This window comes from Rosenbergiella australiborealis, assembly GCF_018494035.1.
GTDB classification, from domain to species: domain Bacteria; phylum Pseudomonadota; class Gammaproteobacteria; order Enterobacterales; family Enterobacteriaceae; genus Rosenbergiella; species Rosenbergiella australiborealis.
This window is the reverse complement of the sequence record NZ_JABBFO010000003.1, coordinates 35,246-61,033: the sequence shown is the minus strand read 5'-3', so window position 1 is coordinate 61,033 and position 25,788 is coordinate 35,246. Positions and strand designations below refer to the sequence as shown.

General features: G+C 44.7%; 24 protein-coding genes and 1 pseudogene. 4 read left to right on the top strand and 21 right to left on the bottom strand.

The annotated features are described in order from the left end of the window. From nuoC to HGT73_RS05010, 4 genes and pseudogenes are all read right to left on the bottom strand, one after another. Window positions 1-1,814, bottom strand: a pseudogene (nuoC, locus tag HGT73_RS05025) (NADH-quinone oxidoreductase subunit C/D). Between the two features lie 87 nt (window positions 1,815-1,901). Continuing rightward, window positions 1,902-2,582, bottom strand: coding sequence for a NuoB/complex I 20 kDa subunit family protein (locus tag HGT73_RS05020; RefSeq protein WP_214212571.1), 681 nt, complete (start codon window positions 2,580-2,582; stop codon window positions 1,902-1,904). A gap of 12 nt (window positions 2,583-2,594) precedes the next feature. Then, window positions 2,595-3,038 carry an NADH-quinone oxidoreductase subunit A gene (locus tag HGT73_RS05015; protein WP_214212570.1) on the bottom strand — a complete coding sequence of 148 codons (444 nt, stop codon included), beginning with the start codon at window positions 3,036-3,038 and terminating at the stop codon, window positions 2,595-2,597. 496 nt (window positions 3,039-3,534) lie between these two features. Further along, a complete protein-coding gene (locus HGT73_RS05010; protein WP_214212569.1) occupies window positions 3,535-4,473 on the bottom strand; it encodes a LysR substrate-binding domain-containing protein in 939 nt (312 codons plus the stop codon). Window positions 4,474-5,288: 815 nt separating this feature from the next. On the opposite strand from HGT73_RS05010, the gene HGT73_RS05005 reads away from it, so the two are divergent. Continuing rightward, a complete protein-coding gene (locus HGT73_RS05005) occupies window positions 5,289-6,506 on the top strand; it encodes a pyridoxal phosphate-dependent aminotransferase (RefSeq protein ID WP_214212568.1) in 1,218 nt (405 codons plus the stop codon). Window positions 6,507-6,563: 57 nt separating this feature from the next. After that, window positions 6,564-7,169, top strand: coding sequence for a 5'-deoxynucleotidase (gene yfbR, locus HGT73_RS05000; RefSeq protein WP_214212567.1), 606 nt, complete (start codon window positions 6,564-6,566; stop codon window positions 7,167-7,169). A gap of 47 nt (window positions 7,170-7,216) precedes the next feature. Here the strand turns inward: yfbR and HGT73_RS04995 are convergent, their stop codons facing one another. Both HGT73_RS04995 and yfbV read right to left on the bottom strand, forming a co-directional pair. Next, a complete protein-coding gene (locus HGT73_RS04995) occupies window positions 7,217-7,858 on the bottom strand; it encodes a sugar phosphatase (RefSeq protein WP_214212566.1) in 642 nt (213 codons plus the stop codon). A gap of 17 nt (window positions 7,859-7,875) precedes the next feature. Then, entirely contained in the window at window positions 7,876-8,325 is a 450-nt protein-coding gene (gene yfbV, locus HGT73_RS04990; protein ID WP_214212565.1) for a terminus macrodomain insulation protein YfbV, read from the bottom strand. A gap of 297 nt (window positions 8,326-8,622) precedes the next feature. Here yfbV and HGT73_RS04985 point away from each other — a divergent pair, with 297 nt between their 5' ends. Next, entirely contained in the window at window positions 8,623-9,825 is a 1,203-nt protein-coding gene (locus tag HGT73_RS04985; protein ID WP_214212564.1) for an acetate kinase, read from the top strand. A gap of 41 nt (window positions 9,826-9,866) precedes the next feature. Beyond that, window positions 9,867-12,017, top strand: a complete 2,151-nt coding sequence (gene pta / locus HGT73_RS04980; protein WP_241622947.1) for a phosphate acetyltransferase — start codon at window positions 9,867-9,869, stop codon at window positions 12,015-12,017. 50 nt (window positions 12,018-12,067) lie between these two features. Here pta and yfcD read toward each other — a convergent pair whose 3' ends face one another. From yfcD to pdxB, 15 genes are all read right to left on the bottom strand, one after another. Beyond that, the gene (gene yfcD, locus HGT73_RS04975) at window positions 12,068-12,589 is read right to left on the bottom strand and encodes an NUDIX hydrolase YfcD (protein WP_214212563.1); all 522 of its coding nucleotides are present in this window, start codon (window positions 12,587-12,589) and stop codon (window positions 12,068-12,070) included. A 117-nt stretch (window positions 12,590-12,706) separates the two neighbouring features. Then, on the bottom strand, window positions 12,707-13,480 hold the full coding sequence (locus tag HGT73_RS04970) for an ABC transporter ATP-binding protein (RefSeq protein WP_241608762.1): 774 nt from the start codon (window positions 13,478-13,480) through the stop codon (window positions 12,707-12,709). 12 nt (window positions 13,481-13,492) lie between these two features. Continuing rightward, window positions 13,493-14,200, bottom strand: coding sequence for an ABC transporter permease (locus HGT73_RS04965; RefSeq protein WP_214212561.1), 708 nt, complete (start codon window positions 14,198-14,200; stop codon window positions 13,493-13,495). Continuing rightward, complete coding sequence (hisQ, locus tag HGT73_RS04960; protein WP_214212560.1) at window positions 14,197-14,883, bottom strand: histidine ABC transporter permease HisQ; 687 nt, start codon at window positions 14,881-14,883, stop codon at window positions 14,197-14,199. Before hisQ ends, HGT73_RS04965 begins: the two co-directional genes overlap by 4 nt. 66 nt (window positions 14,884-14,949) lie before the next feature. Then, window positions 14,950-15,732, bottom strand: a complete 783-nt coding sequence (locus HGT73_RS04955; RefSeq protein WP_214212559.1) for a lysine/arginine/ornithine ABC transporter substrate-binding protein — start codon at window positions 15,730-15,732, stop codon at window positions 14,950-14,952. Between the two features lie 136 nt (window positions 15,733-15,868). Then, window positions 15,869-16,441: a UbiX family flavin prenyltransferase gene (locus HGT73_RS04950; RefSeq protein WP_214212558.1), complete on the bottom strand. Its 573-nt coding sequence runs from the start codon at window positions 16,439-16,441 to the stop codon at window positions 15,869-15,871. Between the two features lie 103 nt (window positions 16,442-16,544). Continuing rightward, on the bottom strand, window positions 16,545-18,062 hold the full coding sequence (gene purF, locus HGT73_RS04945; protein WP_214212557.1) for an amidophosphoribosyltransferase: 1,518 nt from the start codon (window positions 18,060-18,062) through the stop codon (window positions 16,545-16,547). 35 nt (window positions 18,063-18,097) lie between these two features. Beyond that, window positions 18,098-18,583, bottom strand: coding sequence for a colicin V production protein (cvpA, locus tag HGT73_RS04940; protein ID WP_214212556.1), 486 nt, complete (start codon window positions 18,581-18,583; stop codon window positions 18,098-18,100). A 184-nt stretch (window positions 18,584-18,767) separates the two neighbouring features. Next, window positions 18,768-19,529 (bottom strand): cell division protein DedD, encoded by a 762-nt coding sequence (dedD, locus tag HGT73_RS04935; RefSeq protein WP_214212555.1) that lies wholly within the window; start codon window positions 19,527-19,529, stop codon window positions 18,768-18,770. Beyond that, window positions 19,519-20,787 (bottom strand): bifunctional tetrahydrofolate synthase/dihydrofolate synthase, encoded by a 1,269-nt coding sequence (gene folC / locus HGT73_RS04930; RefSeq protein WP_214212554.1) that lies wholly within the window; start codon window positions 20,785-20,787, stop codon window positions 19,519-19,521. The genes dedD and folC overlap by 11 nt, the downstream gene beginning before the upstream one ends. 71 nt (window positions 20,788-20,858) lie before the next feature. After that, window positions 20,859-21,773 (bottom strand): acetyl-CoA carboxylase, carboxyltransferase subunit beta, encoded by a 915-nt coding sequence (gene accD / locus HGT73_RS04925; protein ID WP_214212553.1) that lies wholly within the window; start codon window positions 21,771-21,773, stop codon window positions 20,859-20,861. 145 nt (window positions 21,774-21,918) lie between these two features. After that, window positions 21,919-22,578, bottom strand: coding sequence for a DedA family protein (locus HGT73_RS04920; RefSeq protein ID WP_214212552.1), 660 nt, complete (start codon window positions 22,576-22,578; stop codon window positions 21,919-21,921). Window positions 22,579-22,589: 11 nt separating this feature from the next. Beyond that, window positions 22,590-23,411, bottom strand: coding sequence for a tRNA pseudouridine(38-40) synthase TruA (truA, locus tag HGT73_RS04915; RefSeq protein ID WP_214212551.1), 822 nt, complete (start codon window positions 23,409-23,411; stop codon window positions 22,590-22,592). Then, entirely contained in the window at window positions 23,411-24,418 is a 1,008-nt protein-coding gene (locus tag HGT73_RS04910) for an aspartate-semialdehyde dehydrogenase (protein ID WP_214212550.1), read from the bottom strand. Before HGT73_RS04910 ends, truA begins: the two co-directional genes overlap by 1 nt. A 58-nt stretch (window positions 24,419-24,476) precedes the next feature. Next, window positions 24,477-25,607, bottom strand: a complete 1,131-nt coding sequence (pdxB, locus tag HGT73_RS04905; RefSeq protein ID WP_214212549.1) for a 4-phosphoerythronate dehydrogenase PdxB — start codon at window positions 25,605-25,607, stop codon at window positions 24,477-24,479. Between the last annotated feature and the right edge of the window lie 181 nt (window positions 25,608-25,788).

The window sequence follows — 25,788 nt, the reverse complement described above, 5'->3', positions numbered from 1 at the left end:
TTAGCGGTCCACATCTGACATAACAAAATCAATACTGCCTAGATAGACGATTAAGTCTGAGACCAAACTGCCATTGATCACCGACGGGATCTGTTGCAGATGAGGGAAACTAGGCGTACGTACCCGAGTGCGATAACTCATGGTTGAGCCATCGCTGGTTAAGTAGTAACTATTGATACCTTTGGTCGCCTCGATCATTTGGAACGACTCGTTGGCAGGCATTACCGGCCCCCACGATACTTGTAAGAAGTGGGTGATTAAGGTTTCGATATGTTGGAGAGTGCGCTCTTTCGGCGGCGGTGTCGTCAATGGATGGTCGGCTTTAAATGGTCCTTCAGGCATGTTGTGTAAACACTGCTCAAGAATCCGTAATGACTGCCACATTTCCTGCATCTTCAACTGAACGCGGCTGTATGCATCACTTACTCCATCACCCACCGGAATTTCAAAGTCAAAATTCTGGTAGCCAGAGTAAGGTCGCCACTTACGGACGTCAAAATCAAGCCCCGTCGCACGAAGGCCTGCGCCAGTCGTTCCCCAACGTAATGCCTCTTCTTGGTTATAAGCAGCAACACCTTTCGAGCGTCCAATTAATACCGAGTTGCGCAGTGCCGCTTTGTCATACTCTTTAAGCCGCTTAGGCATCCAATCCAAAAATTCACGCAGCAAGCGCTCCCAACCTTTAGGAAGATCATGGGCAACTCCGCCAATACGGAACCATGCAGGGTGCATCCGAAAGCCGGTGATTGCTTCCACCACATCATAAATTTTCTGGCGATCAGTAAAGGCAAAGAATACCGGAGTCATTGCCCCGACATCTTGAATAAAGGTCGAGATGTAAAGTAAGTGACTATTAATCCGAAATAATTCAGAAAGCATAACGCGAATTACATCGACTTTTTCAGGTACCGTAATCCCCGCCAGTTTCTCCACCGCTAAGACATACGGCATTTCATTTACACAACCGCCTAGGTATTCGATACGGTCGGTGTAAGGAATGTAGCTGTGCCATGATTGGCGCTCACCCATTTTTTCAGCGCCACGATGGTGATAGCCAATATCGGGCACACAATCGACGATTTCTTCACCATCAAGCTGCAAGATAATCCGAAAAGCACCGTGCGCTGAGGGGTGGTTGGGGCCTAGGTTTAAGAACATGAAATCTTCGTTGGCCGTTCCGCGCTTCATCCCCCATTTTTCAGGATCGAAGGTTAAAGCTTCCATCTCCATATCCTCTTTCGCTTTCGTTAGCATAAAAGGATCGAATTCGGTGGCACGCGCAGGGTAATCTTTCCGTAAGGGGTGTCCGGTCCATGTATCAGGCATCATGATACGTGTTAAATGGGGATGACCTTGAAAGGTAATACCAAACATTTCCCAGGTTTCACGTTCGTACCAGTTAGCGTTTGGGAATATTTTTGTCAGTGTCGGCAGATTGAGATCGCGTTCGACTAATGCCACTTTCAGCATAATATCGCGGTTGCGTTCAATCGAAATAAAGTGATAGAAAACTGAGAAATCTGCTTCAGGAAGAGCATGTCGATGGGTTCTTAACCGCTCATCGACACCATGTAAGTCATAAAGCATGACATAAGGTTTTGGAACCTGTCGTAAAAAACTCACCACTTCTAATAATTGTTCGCGGCGTACCCACACAACAGGAATACCTGTACGTGTCGGTTGTACCGTTAAAGCATCAGGCCCAAAACGATTGTACAGCTCAGTCACCACTGGATCATCTAAGTGGTCTTGGGTCTGCCAAGCAGCGGTATTTTGCTGTTGTGTATTGATATCTGTCATACGTTGTTCACCATTCCGGCCAGTAAAGGCACGACAAAGAAGGCAGCCACTAAGCGAGAGAATTATTGTTATTGGAACTAACGTCGCCTAATGGTTTCAGGTCAAATTTCGTCTGGCGTCCGCAGGTTAGTCACGGCAATACGTTCACCACGTTTACGTTCACGTTCCGATTGCATATTCGCTCGGTATACACCCTGATCCCCGACGACCCAAGAAAGAGGACGACGCTCTTTACCGATGGATTCCTGTAACAAGAGAAGGGCTTGCATATAGGCTTCAGGACGAGGGGGGCAACCAGGAATGTAAACATCGACAGGAAGAAATTTATCGACACCTTGTACGACCGAATAAATATCGTACATGCCGCCAGAGTTGGCACAGGCACCCATAGAAATCACCCATTTCGGCTCAAGCATTTGATCGTAAAGACGTTGAATGACGGGTGCCATCTTAGTGAAAGGCGTACCGGCAATCACCATGAAATCAGCTTGACGCGGTGATGCACGCATCACCTCAGCACCAAAACGGGCAACATCATGGACGGCTGTAAATGAGGTAGTCATCTCAACATAGCAGCAAGAAAGTCCGAAGTTATAGGGCCATAGAGAATTTTTACGTCCCCAATTCACCATATCATGAAGCGCATGTTCCAATTTGCCCATATAGACGCTTCTGTGAACATGTTGTTCGAGAGGATCGCTGACAATTTCCTGCTGCTGCAAAGGATAGCGATCGTTCTCACCATTACCGTTGGGGTTTACGCGGGTGAGTGTGTAATCCATCTTAATGCCTCTCTATGACTTTTGAGGAGAATTGCCGCGTTGGTTTTCCGATTTGACGACAATACGACGACGTGCTGGCGCCCAATCAAGTGCTCCCGTTCTGACGAGATAAACTAATCCGGCTAACAAAATAAGAATAAAAATTGTCGCTTCAGCGAAGCCAACCCAGCCACTTTCGCGTACTGACGCTGACCACGCGTAGAGAAACAGGGCTTCTACATCAAAAATGACGAAGAACATGGCGACAAGATAAAATTTTGCAGAGAGGCGAAGATGTGTAGAACCAACAGGTTCAATACCTGATTCAAAAGGCGTGTTTTTATGTCTGCCTTTAGCCCTGCCACCCAGTAACCAACCGCCGGCTAACATGAATGCACAGAGTCCGAAAGCAATGACGACGAAAACGACAAAAGCCCAATGATGAGCGATTACTTCAGTAGTGGTTGACATACTCATGCTTACTCTTCAAATGTGGATGCTGATTGGCGAAACCGCGCAAAGAGTGACCACAAAAAGTTTACGGAAGGTGTTATACCTTTTAGTAACATCTGTTAAATAAATAATTAACAGTATTTTTATTCGCTTTTTTTACTCCTTTTTATAACCTTTTGTCAACCTAACCAGACAAACATAAACATTTATTAACAATTTATAAACATACTTTCTAATATGTTAACTTCAGATCTCTATCACAATACCTTTAAAAGAACTCAAATAAGTGTGGCAGGTTTATTGAAATTTACACACACAATATGTAAGGTTTTTTTGATCTAACTCATGACTTCCATCATTTCGGTCAACAATGACGCTTCATAGCTCTTACTAATTCAGCCCCCTTACTGGCCCTCTTCCGCTCATAAATTCAGAAGAAATGAGTCTGATAGAGGGCAACAATTGGAATAATGGGAGAACGATAGTGGGTCCGTTTCTTTTCGCTTACCTTAACTATCTGTTAGTGCTGTTCTTCCTCTAACCGCGAACACTCATTCTCTAGCACAGGAAGATCGTTTAATCGATGTACAGTATCCGGGGTCGGAGCCAAAACGTTGAATAACGATTGCACAAAAGGTTTTCCTCCTTCCATCCGACGGCAGAGTAAATACTGGGTATCGGGGAGAAGTGGCAAGCCTTCTGCTGTTCCTAATACACGTAATTCAGGTTGTAACATTTCCGCGGGACGAACAGTCGCACCTAAACCCGATTTAACTGCCACATTAATGGCGGCTTTTGAATTAGCGACATACGCTAGGCGCCAAGGAACTTGATGTTCATCGAGTGCTTGAGTCGCAATTTCTCGAAATAACTCCCCTTCATTTTGCACAACAAGAGGAATGGCCTCCCCTGCCGTGAAAGCAAAATCAGCCGCGCAAAACCATAGTGTTGGAGATGTACGCAATAACTGTTGCTCAAATCGAGCATCACATTGCGTCGTGAGTGCAACATCAATCTCCTGTTCATCGAGTAGATGTAATACAATGTCAGTTTTATTTACTCGTACTTCAACGTCTAAACTAGGATAAAGCGCAGTAATTCTATTAAGCATAAAAGGCAACAAACTATCTGCAGTATCTTCTGTCGCACCGATAATTAATTTTTCTTGTTCATTACTGTATTTCAATGAGGCACAGGCTTCATCGTTGAATCGCAGTATTTTTCTTGCATAACCGAGTAATTGTATGCCGTGTTCGGTAAGCAATTTATTACGGCCATGACGTGCAAACAGCTCACGATCGACAATTTGTTCTAAACGCTGCATTTGCTGGCTCACCGCAGACTGGGTACGGCAAACAGCCGCCGCAGCGGCGGCAAAAGTATTTAAATCTGCGACTGCAACAAAAGTACGCAGCAAATCAAGATCGAGGTTAATCGATATATTGTGATGGATTGTCATAATTATTCACTTTTAGTTTTATTTTAATATTGCCTGGTGTTGTTCATCACTGGTCAAAATAGACTGTATTTAAATTACTAGAGAAACTCTCCAGCGTGTAATAAAAATACACTTTTAAACGATTATCCACGCTGCGTGGTGAATAATCTGCTTATACTTACTTATCTTTTCCAGCTATTCAGAATGAAATTTTGGATATAACAAACGGAAGTTTTAGCTAATACCTCTTCAAGTAAAAGTTCTAAAATGTTAATTAGACTTAATCATTTTTAACCTTAAATTGGAATTTTTTTTCGATAAAAGTGAACTTTCTTTGACTTAGTTCATATTTTTTAGACCAACACCACTCTCTTATTGCTAATAATTCCCTCTAATAAGAAATCATAAAATTTTTAATATTTTTATTATGTATTATTAATCACTAATAACCGAAAAACATTTAAGACAAATTGATAATAACAAGTACAAATCTTATTTAATTCTTTTAATCAACGTTCGTTAATAGATAACGAATAATTATCCGAAAATTTCTTATAAATATTTACTTAACATTTATCTTTAACCTATAGGGGACTAATCTCGCATCTACACGCAATCCGCTGTACTGACATGCTTTTTCAAGCGTAGAAGACCTTATCAATCAGAACTAAAAACCAAAAAAAACAAATATTCAAAACAAAAATCTATAAACATAGATTTCCCTTCTGTAATCAACGTTAAGATTACGGTGATACTTCATTTAACTCTCTGAGCAGAGTACATTTACTGGAAGTTTTGTAGAGTCACTTCTTGTTCCTTAAGCCGAGATGAAGCCCATGAGCATAAAAATAGAAAAATCCGCCAAGTTAGAGAATGTTTGTTACGATATTCGTGGCCCTGTACTGAAAGAAGCTAAACGGCTTGAAGAAGAAGGTAATAAAGTCCTTAAATTAAATATTGGCAACCCTGCTCCTTTCGGTTTTGAGGCGCCAGACGAAATTTTAGTTGATGTCATTAAACATCTGCCGACATCACAAGGATACAGTGACTCAAAAGGTCTCTATTCGGCGCGTAAAGCGATTATGCAGCATTACCAAGCCTTAGGGATGCGCGACGTTACCGTTGAAGATATTTACATCGGTAACGGTGTTTCGGAACTAATCGTACAATCAATGCAAGCCCTGTTGAATACGGGCGATGAAATGCTTGTTCCCGCTCCCGACTACCCTCTCTGGACAGCAGCGGTTTCACTTTCCAGTGGTAAAGCGGTGCATTACTTATGTGATGAAAGCAGTGGCTGGTTCCCCGATCTTGACGATATACGAGCCAAAATCACGCCACGTACCCGTGGTATCGTCATTATCAACCCTAATAACCCTACTGGTGCGGTATACAGTAAAGAGCTACTCATTGAAGTTGTGAATATTGCACGTGAGCATAATCTGATTATTTTTGCTGACGAGATTTACGACAAAATTTTGTATGATGCAGCGCAACACCACTCGATTGCAGCATTAGCTCCCGACTTACTGACGGTCACATTTAACGGGTTATCGAAAACTTACCGGGTAGCGGGATTCCGTCAAGGTTGGATGGTACTAAATGGTCCGAAAAAACATGCTAAAGGCTATATAGAAGGTCTTGAGATGTTGGCATCAATGCGCTTGTGTGCAAACGTCCCTGCACAACATGCAATCCAAACGGCGTTAGGCGGTTACCAAAGTATTAGCGAATTTATTGTCCCTGAAGGGCGATTATATCAGCAGCGTGAACGTGCATGGGAATTAGTCAACCAGATTCCGGGAGTCAGCTGTGTCAAACCCCAGGGGGCGCTCTATATGTTCCCGAAAATTGATATTAAAAAATTCAATATTTACGATGACCAGAAAATGGTACTCGACTTTCTGCTCCAAGAAAAAGTTCTTCTAGTACAAGGCACCGCATTCAACTGGCCTTGGCCAGACCATGTGCGTATTGTAACGCTCCCAAGAGTCGATGACCTTGAGATGGCAATTAATAAGTTCGGTCGCTTTCTCAGCCACTATCATCAATAATGACTTTATCTAAGACGCTTTAGGGCGTCTTTTTTTCATTTCATTTTAGGGGATAGAATGCCAATACAAAGCACCTTTATGGCGTGGATAACACGCATGCCATTAATAAAACGCTGGGCGTTGATGCACTGTGTCCAAAAAGAAAACGTCGCAGAGCATAGCCATCAAGTAGCCGTTATTGCACATTTACTCATTGTTATTGGTAATAAACGTTACGGTAATTCATTGAATCCAGACCGCGCTGCGGTTATTGCGCTCTACCACGAAGTATCCGAAACAAAACTGCAAGATATCAATTCTCGGACTAAGTACCATAATCCAGAGTTTACCCGCGCATTTAAACATTTAGAAAAGATTGCGGAACAAGAGTGTTTAACAACACTACCTGAAGATTTACGTGATGCGTTCTCGAATGTCATTATTCAAGATAATGTCGACAGTGAGTATAAAAAAATTGTCAAAGCTGCCGATATATTAGCCGCCTATATCAAAACACTTAACGAACTTCGATTTAATAATGATGAATTTATTCATGTTAAAGACGGCCTTGAGGAGAGGTTAACCCTCTTACGTCAAACAATGCCTGAAGTTAATGATTTTATGGAAATATTCGCGGCAAGTTGTACCACAACACTTGACCGTATCTCCGAAAATTATCAATAGCAAGATCAGGACGTCGGGCTTCCGATGTCCTGATAAGTTATAGGGCATTAGTTAAGAGTAAAGCCATTTGGCTCGATTGAAATCGTTAATTCAGTCAATGCTGACAAGCGATAGGTCGGTGATAGATGCTCAGAGCCATGCTGTGTGTTCACGGCGACTACGCTACACCCTGCTGCTAAGCCTGACTGAATTCCCGCTAACGCATCTTCCACAACGACACAAGTTTCAGGAGCAAGATTAAGCTGTTTTGCTCCCAGCAAGTAAGGATCAGGGTAGGGTTTTCCCTGAGCAACCTGTTCAGCAGTAATAAATACTTCAGGAAGGGGAAGATTCAATACCTGATAACGAGCGGTAGCGACTGGTAGGCTGCTGGAGGTCACAATTGCCCAAGGAATTTGTTGTTCATTAAGAAAGGACAGTAGTTCACGCGCACCCGGTAGAGCAATAATTCCCTCAATCGTCGTTGATTCGAGATGCTCAAGCCATAGAAACTCTTCGCGTAAAGTTGTCTCATCCGCGTGCGGCAAAAAGTGACGCAAAGACGTTATCGCTTGCTTACCATGAATAAATGCCAAAATCTCCTCAGCGGCTATACCCTGTTGTTGACCCCATTGGGACCAGGCGCTTTCGACTACGGCCAAAGAATCAACCAACGTGCCATCCAAATCGAACAGAAATCCTCGATACATATCCGTTACCTTATCAACTAGATCTCATCCAAAAAGGCTTTATCTAGCTGCTTAAAAGCCCTCATTAATAGCTCAGCCAAGCTCTGATACGTGACCTCCCCTTTTGGAATATTTACCGCATGGCCAGACGTTTGTAATTTGTCGCGGATTGTATGAAACCATTCCAAGGTTCCTGCAGGTAAAGGTTGCATCGACCGTTTCCCTAGCCACCAGAGTCCTTGCAATGGCAGCCCACAGGCAAAAACCGCTGTCGCGATAGCCGGTCCTATCTGGGCATGAAAAGCGATTTGCCAACATAAGATAAAGACCGCAATTGGCGGCATAAACCGGATTCCGAATTGTGTTGCACGACAGATTCTATTTTCGGGGAAAATCGCGGAAAGGCTCTTCTCTAATGGCCAACTTTTCATATATTTTTTGCCAAGACGTAGGGTGGCAAATAGCCCGGGTCGATACGTATCGTTCATTGTCTTTGCCTCATAAGTCGAAAGATTTAAAAAGTTTTAAATCCCGATTAATTGGGAGTACCATTCGCACCACGATCTCTTAGTGCATTAATGGGGCTAGAATAACACCCCCATCAATAATCGATGAGAAAGATGACACAAACTTACACTGATTCGTCTGAACAGTCCTATAAATGTGCGGACATTGCCTCAGAACATAGTTATCGCTATCGACCAGTGTATATTAGCATTAACGGTAGCAATGCCGATTCACATGAGTTTGGTGTTTGCTGACACATTAAATTTATAGGTGCGTTTATGTCGAGTAACTTAGTTCTGGTTCTAAATTGCGGTAGTTCCTCCCTAAAGTTTGCTATTCTTGATCCGATCACTGGCACGGAGTATCTTTCCGGCCTTGCTGAGTGTTTTTCTCTGCCTGAAGCCCGCATTAAATGGAAATATGCAGGCACTAAACACGAAAAAGCACTTGGTGCAGGAGCCAGTCATAGTGAAGCATTGGCTTTTATCGTTTCACATATTTTAGCTGATGCACCGGAACTCTCCGATAAAATTAGTGCGATTGGTCATCGAATTGTACACGGCGGCCAACAGTTAACTCAGTCGGTTATCATTACTGACGAGGTCATTCATGCGATTGAACAGGCTATTTGTTTCGCCCCCTTACACAACCCCGCACATTTGATTGGTATAGAAGAAGCCCTCAAGAATTTCCCTCACTTAACGCACAAAAACGTTGCTGTTTTCGATACAGCCTTTCACCAGACTATGCCTGAAGAGTCTTACCTCTACGCCCTTCCGTATGCGCTTTATGAACAACATGGTATTCGTCGATATGGCGCACATGGCACTAGCCATTTCTACGTTTCACGTCAAGCCGCCAAGGTGTTGAATAAATCGGTCGATGAACTCAATGTTATCACCTGCCATCTGGGTAATGGCGGTTCTGTAGCAGCCATCCGCGACGGTAAATGTGTTGATACCTCAATGGGACTGACTCCATTAGAGGGTTTAGTCATGGGTACACGTAGTGGGGATATTGATCCTGCCATTATTTTCTATTTACATGACAATTTAGGAATGGATTTAGCTGAAATTAATCAGTTACTGACTAAAGAGTCCGGTCTACTCGGTCTGACCGGTGTAACCAGCGATTGCCGTTACGTCGAAGATCATTTCACAGATAAACCAGAAGCTAAACGCGCGCTCGACGTTTTTTGCCATCGCTTAGCAAAATATATTGGCGCCTATTCTTCACTCATGGATGGCCGGCTGGATGCCGTCATTTTCACTGGTGGAATTGGTGAAAATTCAGCCAAAATCCGTGAGCAGACGATCGAAAAATTAGCACTACTCAACTTATCAATTGATGAGACAAAAAACTTAGCTGCACGCTTTGGGGAATCAGGTGCCATACACTCCACAGGAAGTCGTCCTATATTGGTTATTCCTACCAATGAAGAGTGGGCCATTGCACAAGATGCCGCAACCCTGACCGCATAAGCGTATCTGTCTCTGTTTTAAAAATGAAAGAGGGAATTATTTTGTCTCGTACTATTATGTTAGTGCCACTGAGCACAAGTGTCGGCCTGACCAGCGTGAGTTTAGGTGTTATTCGTGCGATGGAACGTAAGGGTATGCGTATTAGTGTATTTAAACCAATCGCACAACCCCGCGACGCCGGATATACACAAGATCATACCACGACGATTATTAACGCTACATCCTCCATTCCTACTGCTGTTCCCTTAGCTATGAGCTATGTGGAAAATCTGCTCAGTAATGGACAGCAAGACATGTTAATGGAAGAGATCATTGCTCGCTTTCATGACAATACCCATAATGCCGACGTGATTTTAGTTGAGGGGCTAGTACCCACAGGTAAAAATCAATTTGCACAAACCCTTAACTATGAAATTGCAAAGACACTTAACGCCGAAATTATTTTTGTCGCTGCGCCAGGTACAGATACGCCCGCGCAGTTAAAAGAAAGAATCGAGCTATTACAAAACAGTTTTGGGGGCCGCAAAAATAAAAATATTTCGGGCGTGATCGTTAATAAAATTAACGCCCCCACCGACGAAGAAGGACGCACACGTCCTGACCTATCAGAAATGTTTGACGCGACTAATGAAGCGACTATTGCCAATCTCAGTGTAGACCAGATCAAGCACGTTTCTCCATTACCCATTCTAGGGTGTATACCTTGGAGTTTTGATCTTATCGCTACCCGAGCGATTGATATGTGCCGTCATTTAAAAGCGGATATCATTAACGAAGGGGATATTGCGACACGACGAATTCAATCGGTGACTTTCTGCGCGCGAAGTTTACCTAATATGCTCAAGCTATTTCGTCCGGGCTCATTGCTGGTTACTTCAGCCGATCGTCCTGACGTACTGGTCGCAGCTTGTCTTGCAGCGATGAATGGCGTAGAGATTGGGGCTATCCTACTGACAGGTGGCTATCAAATTGATCCCGCCGTGCACGATCTTTGTTCTCGCGCTTTCCAAACTGGCTTACCCGTATTCTTAGTGAATACTAATACTTGGCAAACCTCATTAAACCTACAAAGTTTTAATCTGGAAATTCCAGTAGATGACACCCAACGCATTGAAAAAGTTCAAGAATTTATCGCGAGTTTTATTGACAAACCGTGGATTAATTCCTTAAGTTCCGTCGCCGAACGCAGTCGACTGCTCTCTCCTCCTGCTTTTCGTTATCAATTAACCGAATTAGCGCGACAAGCGGGTAAACGTATTGTGCTACCTGAAGGCGATGAGCCACGGACATTACGTGCAGCGGCTATTTGTGCGGAACGCAAAATCGCGGAGTGCGTACTATTGGGCGATCCGGCAGAAATTCAACGCATCGCGTCCGTACAAGAGATTGAGTTGGGAGAAGGTGTTACCATTATCGATCCTCGTGCCGTTCGCGAGCAATACGTCTCTCGCCTTGTAGAATTACGTAAAAACAAAGGGATGACGGAAGTGGTTGCTCGTGAGCAACTGGAAGACAATGTCGTGCTAGGGACTTTAATGCTTGAAAAAGGCGAAGTCGATGGCTTAGTTTCAGGAGCCGTACACACGACCGCCAATACAATTCGCCCCCCCCTACAGCTGATTAAAACTGCGCCGAATAGCAGTATTGTATCATCGGTTTTCTTTATGCTACTGCCCGAACAAGTATTGGTTTACGGCGACTGCGCAATCAACCCAGATCCTAATGCTGAGCAACTGGCAGAAATCGCCATTCAATCAGCGGACTCTGCTGCAGCTTTTGGTATTGAACCTCGTGTTGCAATGATCTCATACTCAACGGGAAACTCAGGCAGTGGCAGCGATGTTGACAAAGTGCGTGAGGCGACACGGCTTGCGCAAGAAAAACGACCTGATCTGATTATTGATGGCCCTTTACAGTATGATGCGGCGATTATGGAAGATGTGGCGAAATCAAAAGCCCCCAACTCGCGGGTTGCAGGCCGAGCAACCGTATTTATCTTCCCAGATCTCAATACGGGTAATACCACCTATAAAGCGGTACAACGTTCAGCGGAGCTCATTTCTATTGGCCCGATGCTGCAAGGAATGCGTAAGCCGGTGAATGATCTTTCAAGAGGGGCATTAGTCGATGACATCGTTTATACCATTGCGCTAACGGCTATTCAGTCACAACAAGCTGACGATAAACGCTAATCTATATGGCGCCTGAAGCCTATGCTACAGGCGCATTTTTTACTCACTCACTAACGCAGATCATTATTTCGACTTAGCCATAGGGAGAGGGCCTTTAGTGAATCATCGGTGAATTCATCGCAACGTGCGGTAATCTCTTCAGGGGTCATCCAAAACACCTCTGTCACTTCACCGTCCTGTAAGGCAAAAGGACCATGACAGACACAACTAAATAGGCTTCCCCAGACACGGCAGCTTTCATCTTCAAAATAAAATTTACCGTGCTCAGCTAATGGAACATCAGCAATACCCAGTTCTTCTTCCGCTTCTCGACGTGCTGAAGCTAATAGTTCTTCGCCTGATTGAACAACGCCTCCTGCTGTCGCATCCAGTTTTCCGGGAGCAAAATCTTTATTATCTGCACGGCGTTGAACGAGTATACGTCCAGCCCCTTCTGTCACAACAATATAGGTTGCACGGTGACGTAGTGTTTCTGCACGCATCTGTTGGCGAGCGGCGGTAGCCACGACCTCATCGTTTTCATCAACAATATCAACCCATTCAATTTGACCTACCGACTTTTGCTCAACCATCGTTAACCCTTTTCTACGCGAATCAATGCCCGCTACCCTATTCTTTTATTTATCCTAAGAGTAATGAGTAAAGACTCATTTCGCAATCTCTACCAGTGAGAAGAAATGCTATTCAACTTATTTTAAAGTGCTAGACAGGAATTGTTGTAAGCGCTGAGACTGCGGGCGCGTAAAGATCGCTTCTGCCGTCCCCTGCTCCTCGATTTTTCCCCGATGAAGGAAAATAACTTGTGAAGAGACTTCCCGTGCAAAGGCCATTTCATGTGTCACCATAATCATGGTTTTTCCCTCTTTAGCCAGCTGCTGCATAATACGTAGCACTTCACCCACCAATTCGGGATCTAAGGCAGAGGTCGGTTCATCAAATAAGAGTATTTCAGGTTCCATCGCCAACGCGCGTGCAATCGCTACACGCTGCTGCTGTCCTCCTGATAAATGAACGGGATATTTCTTCCAATTAATAGGATCGATACCCACTTTTCTTAAATTATGTTCCGCTTTCTCTTTAGCCTGAGACTTACTTAACCCTAATACTTTGCAAGGTGCTTCCATAACATTCTGTAGCACCGTCATATGACTCCACAAATTAAAATGCTGGAAAACCATACAGAGTCGACTGCGTAATAATTTTAATTGCTGTTGATCTGAAACTTGAAGTTGGCCAGTACGATCTGGCTGTAAGGCAATCTGTTCTTTATTCAACCACATATTGACAGCATTGGGTTTTTCGAGAAAATTTAAACAGCGTAGTAACGTACTTTTACCCGAGCCCGATGCCCCAATAATAGAAATGACATCCCCTTCTTGTGCTGTCAGGCTAATACCCGTTAAGACTTCGTGCTGGCCGTAAGACTTATGAAGATCATCAATACGTAATTTTTCGTTAGACAACATAGCAAACCCTTAGCGTGAACTGATATGAGGTAACCAGTGCTTCTCAACTTGGCGAAAAGCCATTATTAACAAACAAGAGATAAGCAGATATAACACTGCAGCTAAACCAAAAGCAGTAAATGGCTGATAAGTATCAGCATTAATATCTCTCGCAATTTTTAATATATCGGGAACAGTCGCGGTAAACGCTAAGGAAGTGGAATGTAATAATAAAATCACTTCGTTACTGTAGGCAGGAAGGGCAATACGTAACGCAGAAGGAAGAATAATTGAGCACCATAGCTTTATTCCAGTAAAACCATACGCCTGTGCCGCTTCAATTTCTCCGGCTGGAACAGCGCGAATAGCCCCTGCAAAAATTTCCGTTGTATAGGCAGCCGTATTCAGGGTTAATGCTAACAACGTACAATTTAACCCACTTCGGAAAAATTCATTTAGTAGCTGGTGATCCCTGATGATTTGTAATGTATACAAGCCGGTATAAATAATCAGTAATTGGACATAGAGCGGAGTACCTCGAAAAATAAATGTAAATACCGCTATGGGAGAGGCAACTGCTTTGTGTCGTGATACACGTCCGATCGCTAAGAATATAGCTAGAATACCGCCAATAACCATTGAAAAAACCAGCAACCAGAGCGTCATCGCTAAGCCTGTCACCTGATAGCCGTTAGTCCATAGTAGAGATTGCCAATATTGTTGGAGGATCTCTTTCATAGGGTAACCTTCTTGACGCCTACTGAATAATACCGGGTTAATCCGTAAAGAATACATTGGGATACGGTCGTAAAAATAAGGTAAATCGCCCCCGCAACCAGTGCAAAGAAAAGCGGCTGCCAAGTGCTTTTACCCGCTAATTGTGTTGCTTTAACCAATTCCTCTAACCCAAGAATAGAAACCAATGCTGTCGCTTTCAAAATAACCTGCCAGTTGTTTCCTATTGCCGGTAACGCAAAACGCATCATTAAAGGAAACTGAATACGCCGGAAACATTGCCAATTTGACATTCCAAACGCGACGGCGGCTTCGCGTTGCCCAGCAGGTACTGCTAAGGCTGCCCCTCTAAATGTTTCTGTAAAATAAGCCCCATAAATGAAGCCTAGGGTAATGATTCCTGCAGGTAGCGGTGCAATATCGATATGGGCTAGTGAAAGACCATTAGTAATCTGATTAATGGCTATCTGTAGTCCATAAAAAATGAGCAACATTAATACCAAATCAGGAATACCGCGAATGACGGTGGTGTAAGTGGTTCCGATAGCTCGTAACCAGCGGTACGCTGAAAGGCGTGCGGCTGCACCGAATAGACCGATGATTATGGCCAGCACTAATGCACTCAGTGCCAACTCCAAGGTCATCCATGTTCCTTGTAAAATAACGTTTTTGTAGCCCTCTAACATTCACGACCCCTCTAAATCGGATTGGACAGATAATTCTTAGGCTGAATTATCTGTCGCCTCATAGTCTTATTCGTCGTAAATATTGAAATCGAAATACTTTTTCGCCAATTTATCGTAGGTTCCATCTTTATGCATGGATACAATAGCTTTGTTGATGGCGTCGGTTAACTCAGTATCGCCTTTACGAATCCCAATACCCGTTCCGATACCAAAAATCGCCTTATCTTTGACCGCAGGTCCTGCAAACGCAAACGCTTTGCCGCCCGGCGACTTTAAAAAGCCCTCATTAGCTTGAACTTCATCTTGGAAAGCAGCATCAAGACGACCTGACGCTAAGTCTTGATAAACCTGATCTTGGGCTTGGTACGGTACGACCGTCACGCCTGCTGGACGCCAGTATTTATCCGCATAGACTTCTTGTGTGGTCCCCTGCTCAACGCCAATAGTCTTACCCTTAAGCGACGCGGCAGTAGGTTGTAATGGCGAGCCCTTGGGCGCCACTAACCGTGCGTTAGCTGCATATAATTTATCTGAAAAATCAATTTGTTGTAGGCGTTTTTCAGTGATAGAGAGGGCGGAGATAATGGCATCGATTTTTTCTGCTTTAAGCGAAGGAATAAGGCCATCAAAATCACCCGGCACAAATTCACATTGTGTGGCCATTCTTTTACAAATTTCGTTAACCAGATCGATATCAAAACCAACCAGTTTTCCATCTGGGGCTTTCGATTCAAAAGGAGGATAGCTTGGATCGGTACCAAAACGCAGATGTGCAGGCAATGCACTAAAAGCTTGGCTAGAAAGGGTTAATCCTACGATAAGGGAAGCTAATGCCGTTAACTTTTTCATATCTATCACCAGTGAGAAAAGATTCTCACTGGAAATGCATGAAACGTGCCAACGAGAAAAGTGATTTTTTATCTCTTAACAGAGGAAATAGCACCAACTCGGTGCAATGCATGATGCATTGCCAGATATTGCACCATCAGTGACCTTCCCAGCGTGTAAACAGATCTTGCGTTAGCTCAATCTCAAACTGATCAAGAATACGGTTTACTGTTTGGTCAACAATATCGTTGATTGACGTAGGACGATGATAAAAAGCAGGAACTGGCGGCATAATAATAGCGCCTAACTCTGCTGCCGTCGTCATCATTCGTAAATGGCCGAGATGTAAGGGAGTTTCACGTACACCTAATACTAATTTACGCCCCTCTTTAAGTACGACATCTGCCGCTCGCGTCAACAATGTATCACTGTAGCTGTGGACAATGGCTGACAAGGTTTTAATCGAGCAAGGTAGGATCACCATCCCCAATGTCTTAAAAGAACCGGATGAGATGGATGCACCAATATCACGCACATCATAGACTTCATCGGCTAAGGCTTGCACATCGCGCCAGCTATAATCAGTTTCTAACGATAGTGTTTGTCGTGCCGCCAAACTGGCAACTAGGTGGGTTTCAATATCTGGGACAGTTTTAAGTACTTGCAGTAAACGTACGCCGTAAAGCGCACCACTTGCCCCCGAGAGACCGATGATCAATCGTTTGGTCATATTCTATTTTACCTACCCACTTAACGCTTTTTTGTGAACATCTAGTATAGCAGAAAGCAAAACAGGGCGATATTCGCCCTGTTTTCACTGATTAACTCACGGACTAGCCTTCGTTATGCAGCTCTAATCCTTCCACTTCATTTTGGCGAGCAACAGCTTTGACGTCGTCTTTACGCAAGGATTGCAGGTAATCTAAATAAGCCTGATCGACATCCTTAGTGACATACACGCCATTAAAGACAGAACATTCAAATTCTGAAATTTCCGGATTTTCTTGTTTTACGGCATCAATTAGATCATTAAGATCCTGGAAAATTAACGCATCAGCTTTGATCAGTTGACAAATTTCATCAACTTCCCTGCCATGTGCAATTAGCTCATTGACACTCGGCATATCGATACCGTATACGTTAGGGAAACGGATTTCCGGCGCAGCAGAGGCTAAATAAACGCGTTTTGCGCCCGCTTCACGTGCCATTTCAATAATCTGTTCTGATGTGGTGCCCCGTACAATGGAGTCATCAACGAGCAGAACATTCTTATCACGGAACTCCGCGCGGTTAGCGTTCAATTTACGGCGTACAGCATTGCGACGAAGTTGCTGACCAGGCATGATAAAAGTACGCCCCACATAGCGGTTTTTAACAAAACCTTGGCGATACGGCTTATCTAAAATACGGGCAATTTCTAACGCCACATCGGTGGATGTTTCAGGAATGGGGATCACAACATCAATATCCAGATCACTCCACTCACGGGCAATTTTTTCACCTAACTTAGTCCCCATACCAATTCTTGCGTTATAGACAGAAATCTTGTCGATAAAGGAATCGGGACGAGCAAAATAAACATATTCAAACAAGCAAGGGTTATTCTTCGGTGCATCAGCACATTGGCGAGTAAAAAGCTCACCTTTTACAGTAATGTAGACAGCTTCACCAGCGACCACATCACGAATAAACTCAAAGCCAAGTGTATCAAGGGCAACGCTTTCCGAAGCGACCATATATTCGGTACGCCCATCTGGCAGTTCACGTTTACCTAATACCAATGGACGGATACCATTGGGATCACGAAACGCGATCATACCGTGGCCGATTAACATCGCCACGACCGCATAAGCTCCGCGTAATTGACGATGCATACGTTCGATAGCGGTAAAAATAGAGTCAGCCGTTAGCGGATAATCTTGAAAACGGTCAAGTTCCTGAGCAAGCACATTTAGAAGCACTTCCGAGTCGGAAGTCGTATTAATATGACGACGCCCTTGCTCGAATAATTGTGTTCTCAATTCATGAGCATTGGTCAAGTTACCATTGTGTGCCAATGTGATGCCATAAGGTGAGTTCACATAGAAAGGCTGAGCTTCCGAGGCACTTGAGCTACCTGCAGTTGGGTAGCGGACATGGCCAATACCCATTGTTCCTTGTAGACGCTGCATATGACGTGCTTCAAAAACGTCACTGACGAGTCCATTCGCTTTACGTAAGCGAAAGCAATTAAGCTGATCGATAGTACAGATGCCTGCGGCATCTTGCCCACGATGCTGTAGCACCGTAAGCGCATCATAAATTGCTTGGTTTACAGGTAAAAAACCGCTGATACCGACAATCCCACACATGGTGTCATTTCCTCATAGCCGCTTGGCCCGACTTGCTATCGGGGTAGAAAACTCGATGTGCTCTGTAGATAGTCAAAGAACCATCTGATGACAATACTGAACTGTGGGATCAATTGTGATTGAGTCCAATCAGGACTTTTTGAAAAACCAGTAAAAGTGTCAAGAAAGAAGAGCAGTGCAGCAACGACTAACCCCCCACGTAACGCACCAAAACAGACACCTAACAAACGATCTGTACCGGATAAGCCCGTCTTGTCCACTAAACTACCAATCACATAATTGACCAGAGCGCCCACAATCAGCGTGGTGATAAAGAGCACCGCAATGGCGATACCATTACGAATCATTGGTTGTTCAAAGCCTGAAAACCAATCTGCCAATAAAGAGTAGTAATGACTTGCAACGAAAAATGCACAACCCCAGGTGATTAATGAGAGTGCTTCTCTGACAAATCCACGAATAAGACTGATTAATGAAGAGAGCCCAATGATACCTATTATGGTGTAATCAATCCAATTCATCCGCGTAACCTATACCACTTCATGACATTGCTTCCTGTATCGCGGCGCATTCTATCAGAAAAAGAAAACGTTTGCGTATGGTTTTCCTGCGCCGAGTTAAAAAAGGGCAATTCTTAAAAATAAGAATTGCCCTACCCTTTCACCCGCCCTTTTAGGGGGGAATATTAGCCGCTTTATCTTGCTATTAATGCACCCGATAAGGCATCACCGCACCAATTAATCCGGTTTTTGCTTTCAATTCAGCGGCTTGTGACTGTAAATGACTTATAGATGTATCAGGGCCTACTAAAATACGGTTAATTTGGCCTTGTACAGGTGTAGAGGGTACAGAGTAAGCCTTAAATCCTGCTCCCCGAAGCTGTTCGACAACTTCAGAAACGCGCGACGCATTACGAAATGCCCCGAGTTGAAGAACATATGCTCGGCCACTCGGCGCATCATTTGTAACACTATCCGCAGCCTCTTGTTGCCGTTGTGCATTTTCATTCTGACGTTGTGCCGCCAGTTGTTGCTGTTTCTGTTGTTGTTGCTGCTCTTTCTTTAAGGCTTGCTGTTGAGCCTCTTGCTGTCGACGTGCCTGAGCTTGTAAGCGCTGTGCTTCTTGAGAAGCCAGCTGCTCTTGGGCTCTCTGTACCTGTAGCTGGGTTTGATTAACGGTTAGAGCTTTGGACTCTGTCCCCGCGGTATCATGGATAGCTTGAGGGTTGGACTCATCAGGAATCTGCTGTGCGACGTGCTGCTGTATGGCCCTAGAAGGAATAGGTTGAGTGACCGGTGGAACAAGTTCCTCATCCAACTGATCCCCTGGTTTAGGTACTAAGGGAATCGCGGCAAACTCTTCTTGATAATGCTTTTTTTTCCCATCAAGCAACCCGGGTAAGATAATAACACCCAGCGCGACAAGTATAATGGTACCCGCCATTCTATTCTGAAATTTACTGGCCAAGCTGTTGCTCCTTCTCACCCAATGCCATTACCGCCGCAACGGTGTGAAATGATCCACATACCAATATAATATCCTCACCACTCGCTTGCTCGCGGGCGGCACACCATGCCTGATCAACGTTTTGAAAAAGCGCTGCATCAGGGATCACCTGTTGGAGTCTTTGTGCCGTTGCGCCACGCGGGCCGTCAAGGCTTGCACAATACCATTGCCCCACAACCTTGGAAAGCTCTGCCAGCGTACCATCGATATCCTTATCATGAAGCATTCCAATTACCGCACGTACTTTACCTTTTGGCGCAAGTTGTTCAATTTTTCCAACCAAATAATGTGCGGCATGTGGATTATGGGCGACATCTAAAATGACCATTGGCGAATGCTGAATAATTTGAAACCGTCCTGGTAGGGTTGCCGTAGCAATAGTTTCTCTTAACGTTGATTCATTAATCGCTAAACCTGACACACGCAGTGCGGCGAGAGCCGTTGCCGCATTCGCAACAGGAATATTAGGCAAAGGTAACGCGGTAAGCTTTCCTTGAATATCTTCAAACTGCCAACTTTGTGGGCTAACTTGGTAAGACCACTGCTTATCACGCGCTAACAAGATGGCGCCTTTATCTTGAGCAACTTTACTGATACTTGCCGGCATATCAGGTTCACCGACGATAGCCGGTTTGGCATGACGGAAAATACCTGCTTTTTCTCGACCAATGCTTTCTCGATCCGGGCCCAACCAATCGGTATGGTCGAGCGCAATAGAGGTAATAACGGCGACATCAGCATCAACAATATTTGTCGCATCCAACCGGCCACCTAAGCCAACCTCTAGAATGACGACATCAAGGTCGGCTTGTTTAAATAGCTGTAGCGCTGAAAGAGTACTGAACTCGAAAAAGGTTAACGATGTGTCATGACGCCCTTGATTGAGATGCGCTAAACTCATCACATGATCCTGTTCAGGCAACTCTTCCCCATTGATCCGTACCCGCTCAGTATAACGAATAAAATGGGGAGAACTGTAAACGCCTACACGATACCCTGCGGCGATTAATAATACCTCTAAGGTACGACAGGTAGTTCCCTTACCATTCGTTCCGCCGACGGTAAACACAAAAGGTGCCGGCTTTAATAGCTTCATTTCAGTCGCGACATGACGAATGCGATCTAAGCCAAGTTCAATAGCTTGACCATGCAATTGTTCAAGATAAACCAGCCATTCCTCAAGTGAGGAAGACGAATGAGGTTGATGAGGCGTAGACATGATATGAGAGTTTCGCTAAAACAATGATAAAAAAGACGCTACCAGAGCGTCTTTGAATGTGCAATATAGAATTAAGCGTCGCTAGGCGTTTGCTCAATCTTCTCGGGCTCTGGTGCAGTTTCTTCAGGAAGCGGAGCCGGGAGATTCATCATCTTAGCCAAGAGACTGGCTAATTTGAAACGCATCTCTGGACGACGAACGATCATGTCAATCGCCCCTTTCTCAATCAGAAACTCACTACGCTGAAAGCCTGGAGGGAGTTTTTCACGGACCGTTTGCTCAATAACGCGCGGGCCTGCAAAACCAATCAATGCTTTAGGTTCACCGATATTGAGATCACCCAACATTGCGAAACTCGCTGAAACCCCGCCCATGGTAGGATCTGTCAATACAGAGATATACGGTAGACCGCGTTCACGCATTTTTGCCAAGGCAGCACTGGTTTTCGCCATTTGCATAAGAGAGGTTAACGCTTCTTGCATCCGTGCGCCACCGCTCGCGGAGAAGCAGATCAATGGACAACCGTCTTCCAACGCTTGCTCTGCCGCCCGGACAAAACGTGCACCAACGACTGCGCCCATCGATCCGCCCATAAAGGAGAACTCGAAGGCAACAGCAACCACTGGCATACCATGCAACTGGCCTTTCATCGCAATAAGAGCGTCTTTTTCGCCCGTCTCTTTTTGCGCGGCAACGATACGGTCTTTGTATTTTTTAGAATCCCGGAATTTTAGTAAATCGCGAGGTTCTAATTCACTTCCTAGCTCAACAGTCGTCCCTTGATCTAAGAAACTATTCAGACGATCACGTCCATGCATCCGCATATGATGATCACACTTAGGGCAGACTTCTAAATTACGCTCTAGCTCGGCACGGTATAAAACCTGACCACAACTGGTGCATTTTGTCCAAATCCCTTCAGGAATACTTGCCTTGCGGGCAGGTGCAACATTAGTTTTGTTAAGAATGCGTTCAATCCAGCTCATTGAGGACCTTTCTGTTTGAACCTGGTTTTACCAGTCACTGTGTTTCTGCTGAATGATTACTCAACAGCCAATAAATAGCGCTCATTAAACCACAACCGCAACGATCTGTGGATAAAAATATGGCGCAATTATACAGATATCAGCATTATGCTAAAGGGTCTGTATTATTCTTTTTGGTACGATGGCGAATAACTTCTATAATTCCTGGCAGGATCGAAATCACGATAATCGCAACAATCAGCAGGTTGATGTTATTTTTTACCACAGGTAAGTCGCCAAAAATCGCCCCGGCATAGCTAAACAACGCGACCCAGCAAACACCACCAATAACGTTATAGAACCCGAATTGGCGATAGCTCATATGCCCCATGCCCGCGACAAAGGGGGCAAAAGTACGGATAATGGGAACAAAGCGAGCGAGAATAATGGTTTTACCACCGTGTTTATCATAAAACTGATGCGTCTTATCAAGATAGCTCTGACGAAAAATACGCGAATTGGGTCGACTAAACAACTTCTCACCAAAGAGCCGTCCAATCGTATAATTCAGTGCATCGCCCAATATCGCTGCAACGACGAGTAATCCCACCATAACGTGAACGTCTAAACCATTACTGGGTAAAACGGCTAGCGCCCCGGCGATAAAGAGTAGAGAATCTCCTGGTAAAAATGGAGTCACCACCAATCCCGTCTCGCAAAAGATGATCAAAAATAAGATGGCATAGACCCATAATCCGTAATTCGCCACCAATGCCGTTAAGTGCACATCAATATGCAATATAAAATCGATAACCATAGATAGCATTATAAAAATTCCTACAAGGAGAGGGGCTTATCGTCCGCTAAAAACAGTGGCCCCAAAGCCGGTTTGGGTAATCCAAAATGCTCAGGATAATCAACCGCCACCAAATATAATCCCTCAGCACGTGCCGTCGCTGCTGCTTGAGTGCGATCACGCAGAGCAAGCAAATCAGCTATCCAACTTTCTGGCTGATTACCTACGCCGACTTCAATCAAACTGCCAACAATATTGCGTACCATATGGTGCACAAACGCATTGGCTTTGATATCGACAATCACAAAACTGCCTTGGCGCGTCACATCAATATGTGAAATGTTCCGCCAAGGTGTCCGAGACTGACACTGCACGGCACGAAACGAGGTAAAATCGTTTTCCCCCAAAAGACTTTGGGCCGCACGGTGCATTTTTTGTGCATCTAAAGGGTGATAATAATGCGTCAATCCTTTGCCTAAAATAGCCGGACGTAGACGCTCATTATAAATGACATAACGATAACGGCGGGCAGTCGCACTAAAACGCGCATGAAAATCATCAGGCACTGCCTTGACCCAGCGTACCGCAATATCATCCGGTAAGTTAGCATTAACCCCGAGAGTCCATGCGCCATCAGCACGTTGTGATTCGGTTTCAAAATGGACGACTTGACCAGTACCATGTACCCCTGCATCAGTCCGCCCAGCACAAAACACATCAATAGGATGATTAGCGACTTGTGTCAGTGCTTTTTCTAGCGCTTGTTGTACGCTACGAACGTCACGTTGTCGTTGCCAACCATAATAGCGGCTACCATCATACTCAATACCTAACGCAATTTTATAGCGATCTTGCGCGGGCATTACAAATAATCCTCGATTAATCGTTCTGCCGTTTTAACCGCCATCAAGGCGCCGCCGTAACGAACATTGTCCGCAACTGACCAGAACTGTACACAATCGGGTTGACCATAATCCTGACGGATTGCCCCAATATAAAGTTGGTCTTGCCCTGTTCCCTCACTGACTGGCGTAGGGAAATCAGGTGCTTCACTTACAGCTAAATCCGCTTGGTCATTAAGTAAATGATGTACTTCATCAGCCTCCAACGGACGAGCGGTAATAATGCGTACGCTTTGTGCATTACCATAAAAGATAGGCGCTTGTAGGGAGGTGACGCTTAAAGAAAAACTTTCGTCTTGTAATACCTTACGAACTTGATCCACGACCCGACGTTCAGCAGGCACGCTACCTTGTTCATCAACAGGCATTGGCATCATATTAAACGCCAACTGACGACCAAAATGGTAATGCTCGGGCGGAATACCATTTAATAAACGAGCACTTTCCCCGGCTAATGCATCAACCGCGGCCTTACCTTGAGCAGAAACGGATAATAGTTCCGTTAACTGGATCGATTGCACACCTGCTGCTTCATTAAGCGGCGCAATGGCATTCATCAGCTGGCTAACTTGGCTATCTGCCACGGCAATAATATTGCGGTTACGGTATTCGGCAAGTGTACTATCGTTGACCCCCACTACAGCCAACGGCACGTCGTGAGCTAAGGCAAATAATCCACTGCTGTCTATTACGATACAACCCGCTTCAGCTGCGAGCTCTGCATACTGGGCACTCGCCTCTTGTCCTGCGACGAAAAAGGCCAATTGGCTTTCACTCCAATCGTAATGGAGCGCATCCTTTACCTGATAATTTTTGCCTGAAAAACGGATCGATTCACCCGCACTCTCTTCAGTTGCCAGCAAACACAATTCACCAACCGAAAATTGGCGCTGTTCCAAACATTCAAGCAATGCCCGACCAACCGCGCCTGTCGCGCCTAAAATAGCAATATTCCAACCCTGAGACATGGGGTACTCCACACTAAATTATAGGAATAGCAGAAAGCCATTCCAAAAAGACTGAACCTTAAGCGCAGTATATGGCGTTGAATCCGAGTTGACGAAGTTTCTCTGCTGTCTGTGCATTTGAACAATTGACAGTCAATGAGGACCACTCGCGACGCTCTTGATAGTGTTTTCTCAACCGATCAAACCCGCCTTCGTCACCAATATGCAGCCTTAACAGCGCATCATCGCGGCGCACATCATACACCAGATGAACTAAACGTTTTAGTAGTGACTGAGAAAACTCACCACTTACATTCACGACACTGACATCAGGAAGAGGAAGAAGCGAACTGAGAGAAATAGTTTCTGGCTGTCCAATAAATGCAGTCCACGCTTCATAAAGCTGAGTTGTCCCTCGGACTTTTCCTTCTAGGGTATAACCAGCGATATGTGCGGTGGCAATATCAACATGTGACAGTAATTCAATATCAAGATTGGGTTCAGGCTCCCACACATCTAAAACAACGTTAAGATCATCACGATGTATAAGTACCTGTTTTAAAGCTTGATTATCGATTACTGATCCACGGCAAGCATTAATCAATACGCAACCAGGACGAAGACGTTCTAGCACCTGTTGATCAACATTATGCCACGTCTGGTACTCCCCCTGCTTAATCAATGGCGTATGAAAGGTCAATATATCCGCGTGATCCACCAAACTCTGTAACGGAAGGAATGGCTCTTTATCCCCGCGGTCTGCCCGCGGCGGATCACATAATAGAACATTCATTCCTAATGCTTCACATCGCTTTTGTAGCCGACTCCCCACGTTACCAACACCCACGATGCCGATGGTTTTGTCACTGAGCTGATAGCCATCTCGCTCTGCAAGTAAGAGTAATGCCGATAAGACATATTCTACGACAGCAATTGCGTTACAGCCGGGGGCTGCAGAAAAGGCAACCGATGCCGCATCCAGATCTGCAAGTTCAACGTGATCAGTACCCGCCGTTGCAGATCCGACAAAAGCCAATGAGGTGTTTTCAATTAACTTTGCGTTCACCGGCGTTACTGAACGTACCATTAACGCTTGTGCATCTTTAAGCTCACTGATGGGCAAGGGACGCCCCGGCACGCGAACTACCTGTCCTTTACGGCTAAATAACTCTTGGGCATAGGGCATATTTTCATCAACAACGATTTTCATTGTTAAACCTAGTCGGTAAATAGAAGGATTCGGATATTCTGTCATACTCTTTCACTGAAAACACCGGAGATTGATTCTCATTAACCGATAAATAGTCACGAAATCCGTTGATTGTTACTTGGGATTTTAAAAGGGGATTGCTATGATAGCCGGCTATTCTCCGGTGTTCCGGTTCCTCGGT

Excerpts from the sequence above, each read along its gene's own strand:
- HGT73_RS05020 (WP_214212571.1), bottom strand. The coding sequence starts at position 2,582 with ATGGATTACACACTCACCCGCGTAAACCCCAACGGTAATGGTGAGAAC.
- HGT73_RS05015 (WP_214212570.1), bottom strand. The coding sequence starts at position 3,038 with ATGAGTATGTCAACCACTACTGAAGTAATCGCTCATCATTGGGCTTTT.
- HGT73_RS05010 (WP_214212569.1), bottom strand. The coding sequence starts at position 4,473 with ATGACAATCCATCACAATATATCGATTAACCTCGATCTTGATTTGCTG.
- HGT73_RS05005 (WP_214212568.1), top strand. The coding sequence starts at position 5,289 with ATGAGCATAAAAATAGAAAAATCCGCCAAGTTAGAGAATGTTTGTTAC.
- yfbR (WP_214212567.1), top strand. The coding sequence starts at position 6,564 with ATGCCAATACAAAGCACCTTTATGGCGTGGATAACACGCATGCCATTA.
- HGT73_RS04995 (WP_214212566.1), bottom strand. The coding sequence starts at position 7,858 with ATGTATCGAGGATTTCTGTTCGATTTGGATGGCACGTTGGTTGATTCT.
- yfbV (WP_214212565.1), bottom strand. The coding sequence starts at position 8,325 with ATGAACGATACGTATCGACCCGGGCTATTTGCCACCCTACGTCTTGGC.
- HGT73_RS04985 (WP_214212564.1), top strand. The coding sequence starts at position 8,623 with ATGTCGAGTAACTTAGTTCTGGTTCTAAATTGCGGTAGTTCCTCCCTA.
- yfcD (WP_214212563.1), bottom strand. The coding sequence starts at position 12,589 with ATGGTTGAGCAAAAGTCGGTAGGTCAAATTGAATGGGTTGATATTGTT.
- HGT73_RS04965 (WP_214212561.1), bottom strand. The coding sequence starts at position 14,200 with ATGAAAGAGATCCTCCAACAATATTGGCAATCTCTACTATGGACTAAC.
- hisQ (WP_214212560.1), bottom strand. The coding sequence starts at position 14,883 with ATGTTAGAGGGCTACAAAAACGTTATTTTACAAGGAACATGGATGACC.
- HGT73_RS04955 (WP_214212559.1), bottom strand. The coding sequence starts at position 15,732 with ATGAAAAAGTTAACGGCATTAGCTTCCCTTATCGTAGGATTAACCCTT.
- HGT73_RS04950 (WP_214212558.1), bottom strand. The coding sequence starts at position 16,441 with ATGACCAAACGATTGATCATCGGTCTCTCGGGGGCAAGTGGTGCGCTT.
- purF (WP_214212557.1), bottom strand. The coding sequence starts at position 18,062 with ATGTGTGGGATTGTCGGTATCAGCGGTTTTTTACCTGTAAACCAAGCA.
- cvpA (WP_214212556.1), bottom strand. The coding sequence starts at position 18,583 with ATGAATTGGATTGATTACACCATAATAGGTATCATTGGGCTCTCTTCA.
- folC (WP_214212554.1), bottom strand. The coding sequence starts at position 20,787 with ATGTCTACGCCTCATCAACCTCATTCGTCTTCCTCACTTGAGGAATGG.
- accD (WP_214212553.1), bottom strand. The coding sequence starts at position 21,773 with ATGAGCTGGATTGAACGCATTCTTAACAAAACTAATGTTGCACCTGCC.
- HGT73_RS04920 (WP_214212552.1), bottom strand. The coding sequence starts at position 22,578 with ATGCTATCTATGGTTATCGATTTTATATTGCATATTGATGTGCACTTA.
- truA (WP_214212551.1), bottom strand. The coding sequence starts at position 23,411 with ATGCCCGCGCAAGATCGCTATAAAATTGCGTTAGGTATTGAGTATGAT.
- HGT73_RS04910 (WP_214212550.1), bottom strand. The coding sequence starts at position 24,418 with ATGTCTCAGGGTTGGAATATTGCTATTTTAGGCGCGACAGGCGCGGTT.
- pdxB (WP_214212549.1), bottom strand. The coding sequence starts at position 25,607 with ATGAAAATCGTTGTTGATGAAAATATGCCCTATGCCCAAGAGTTATTT.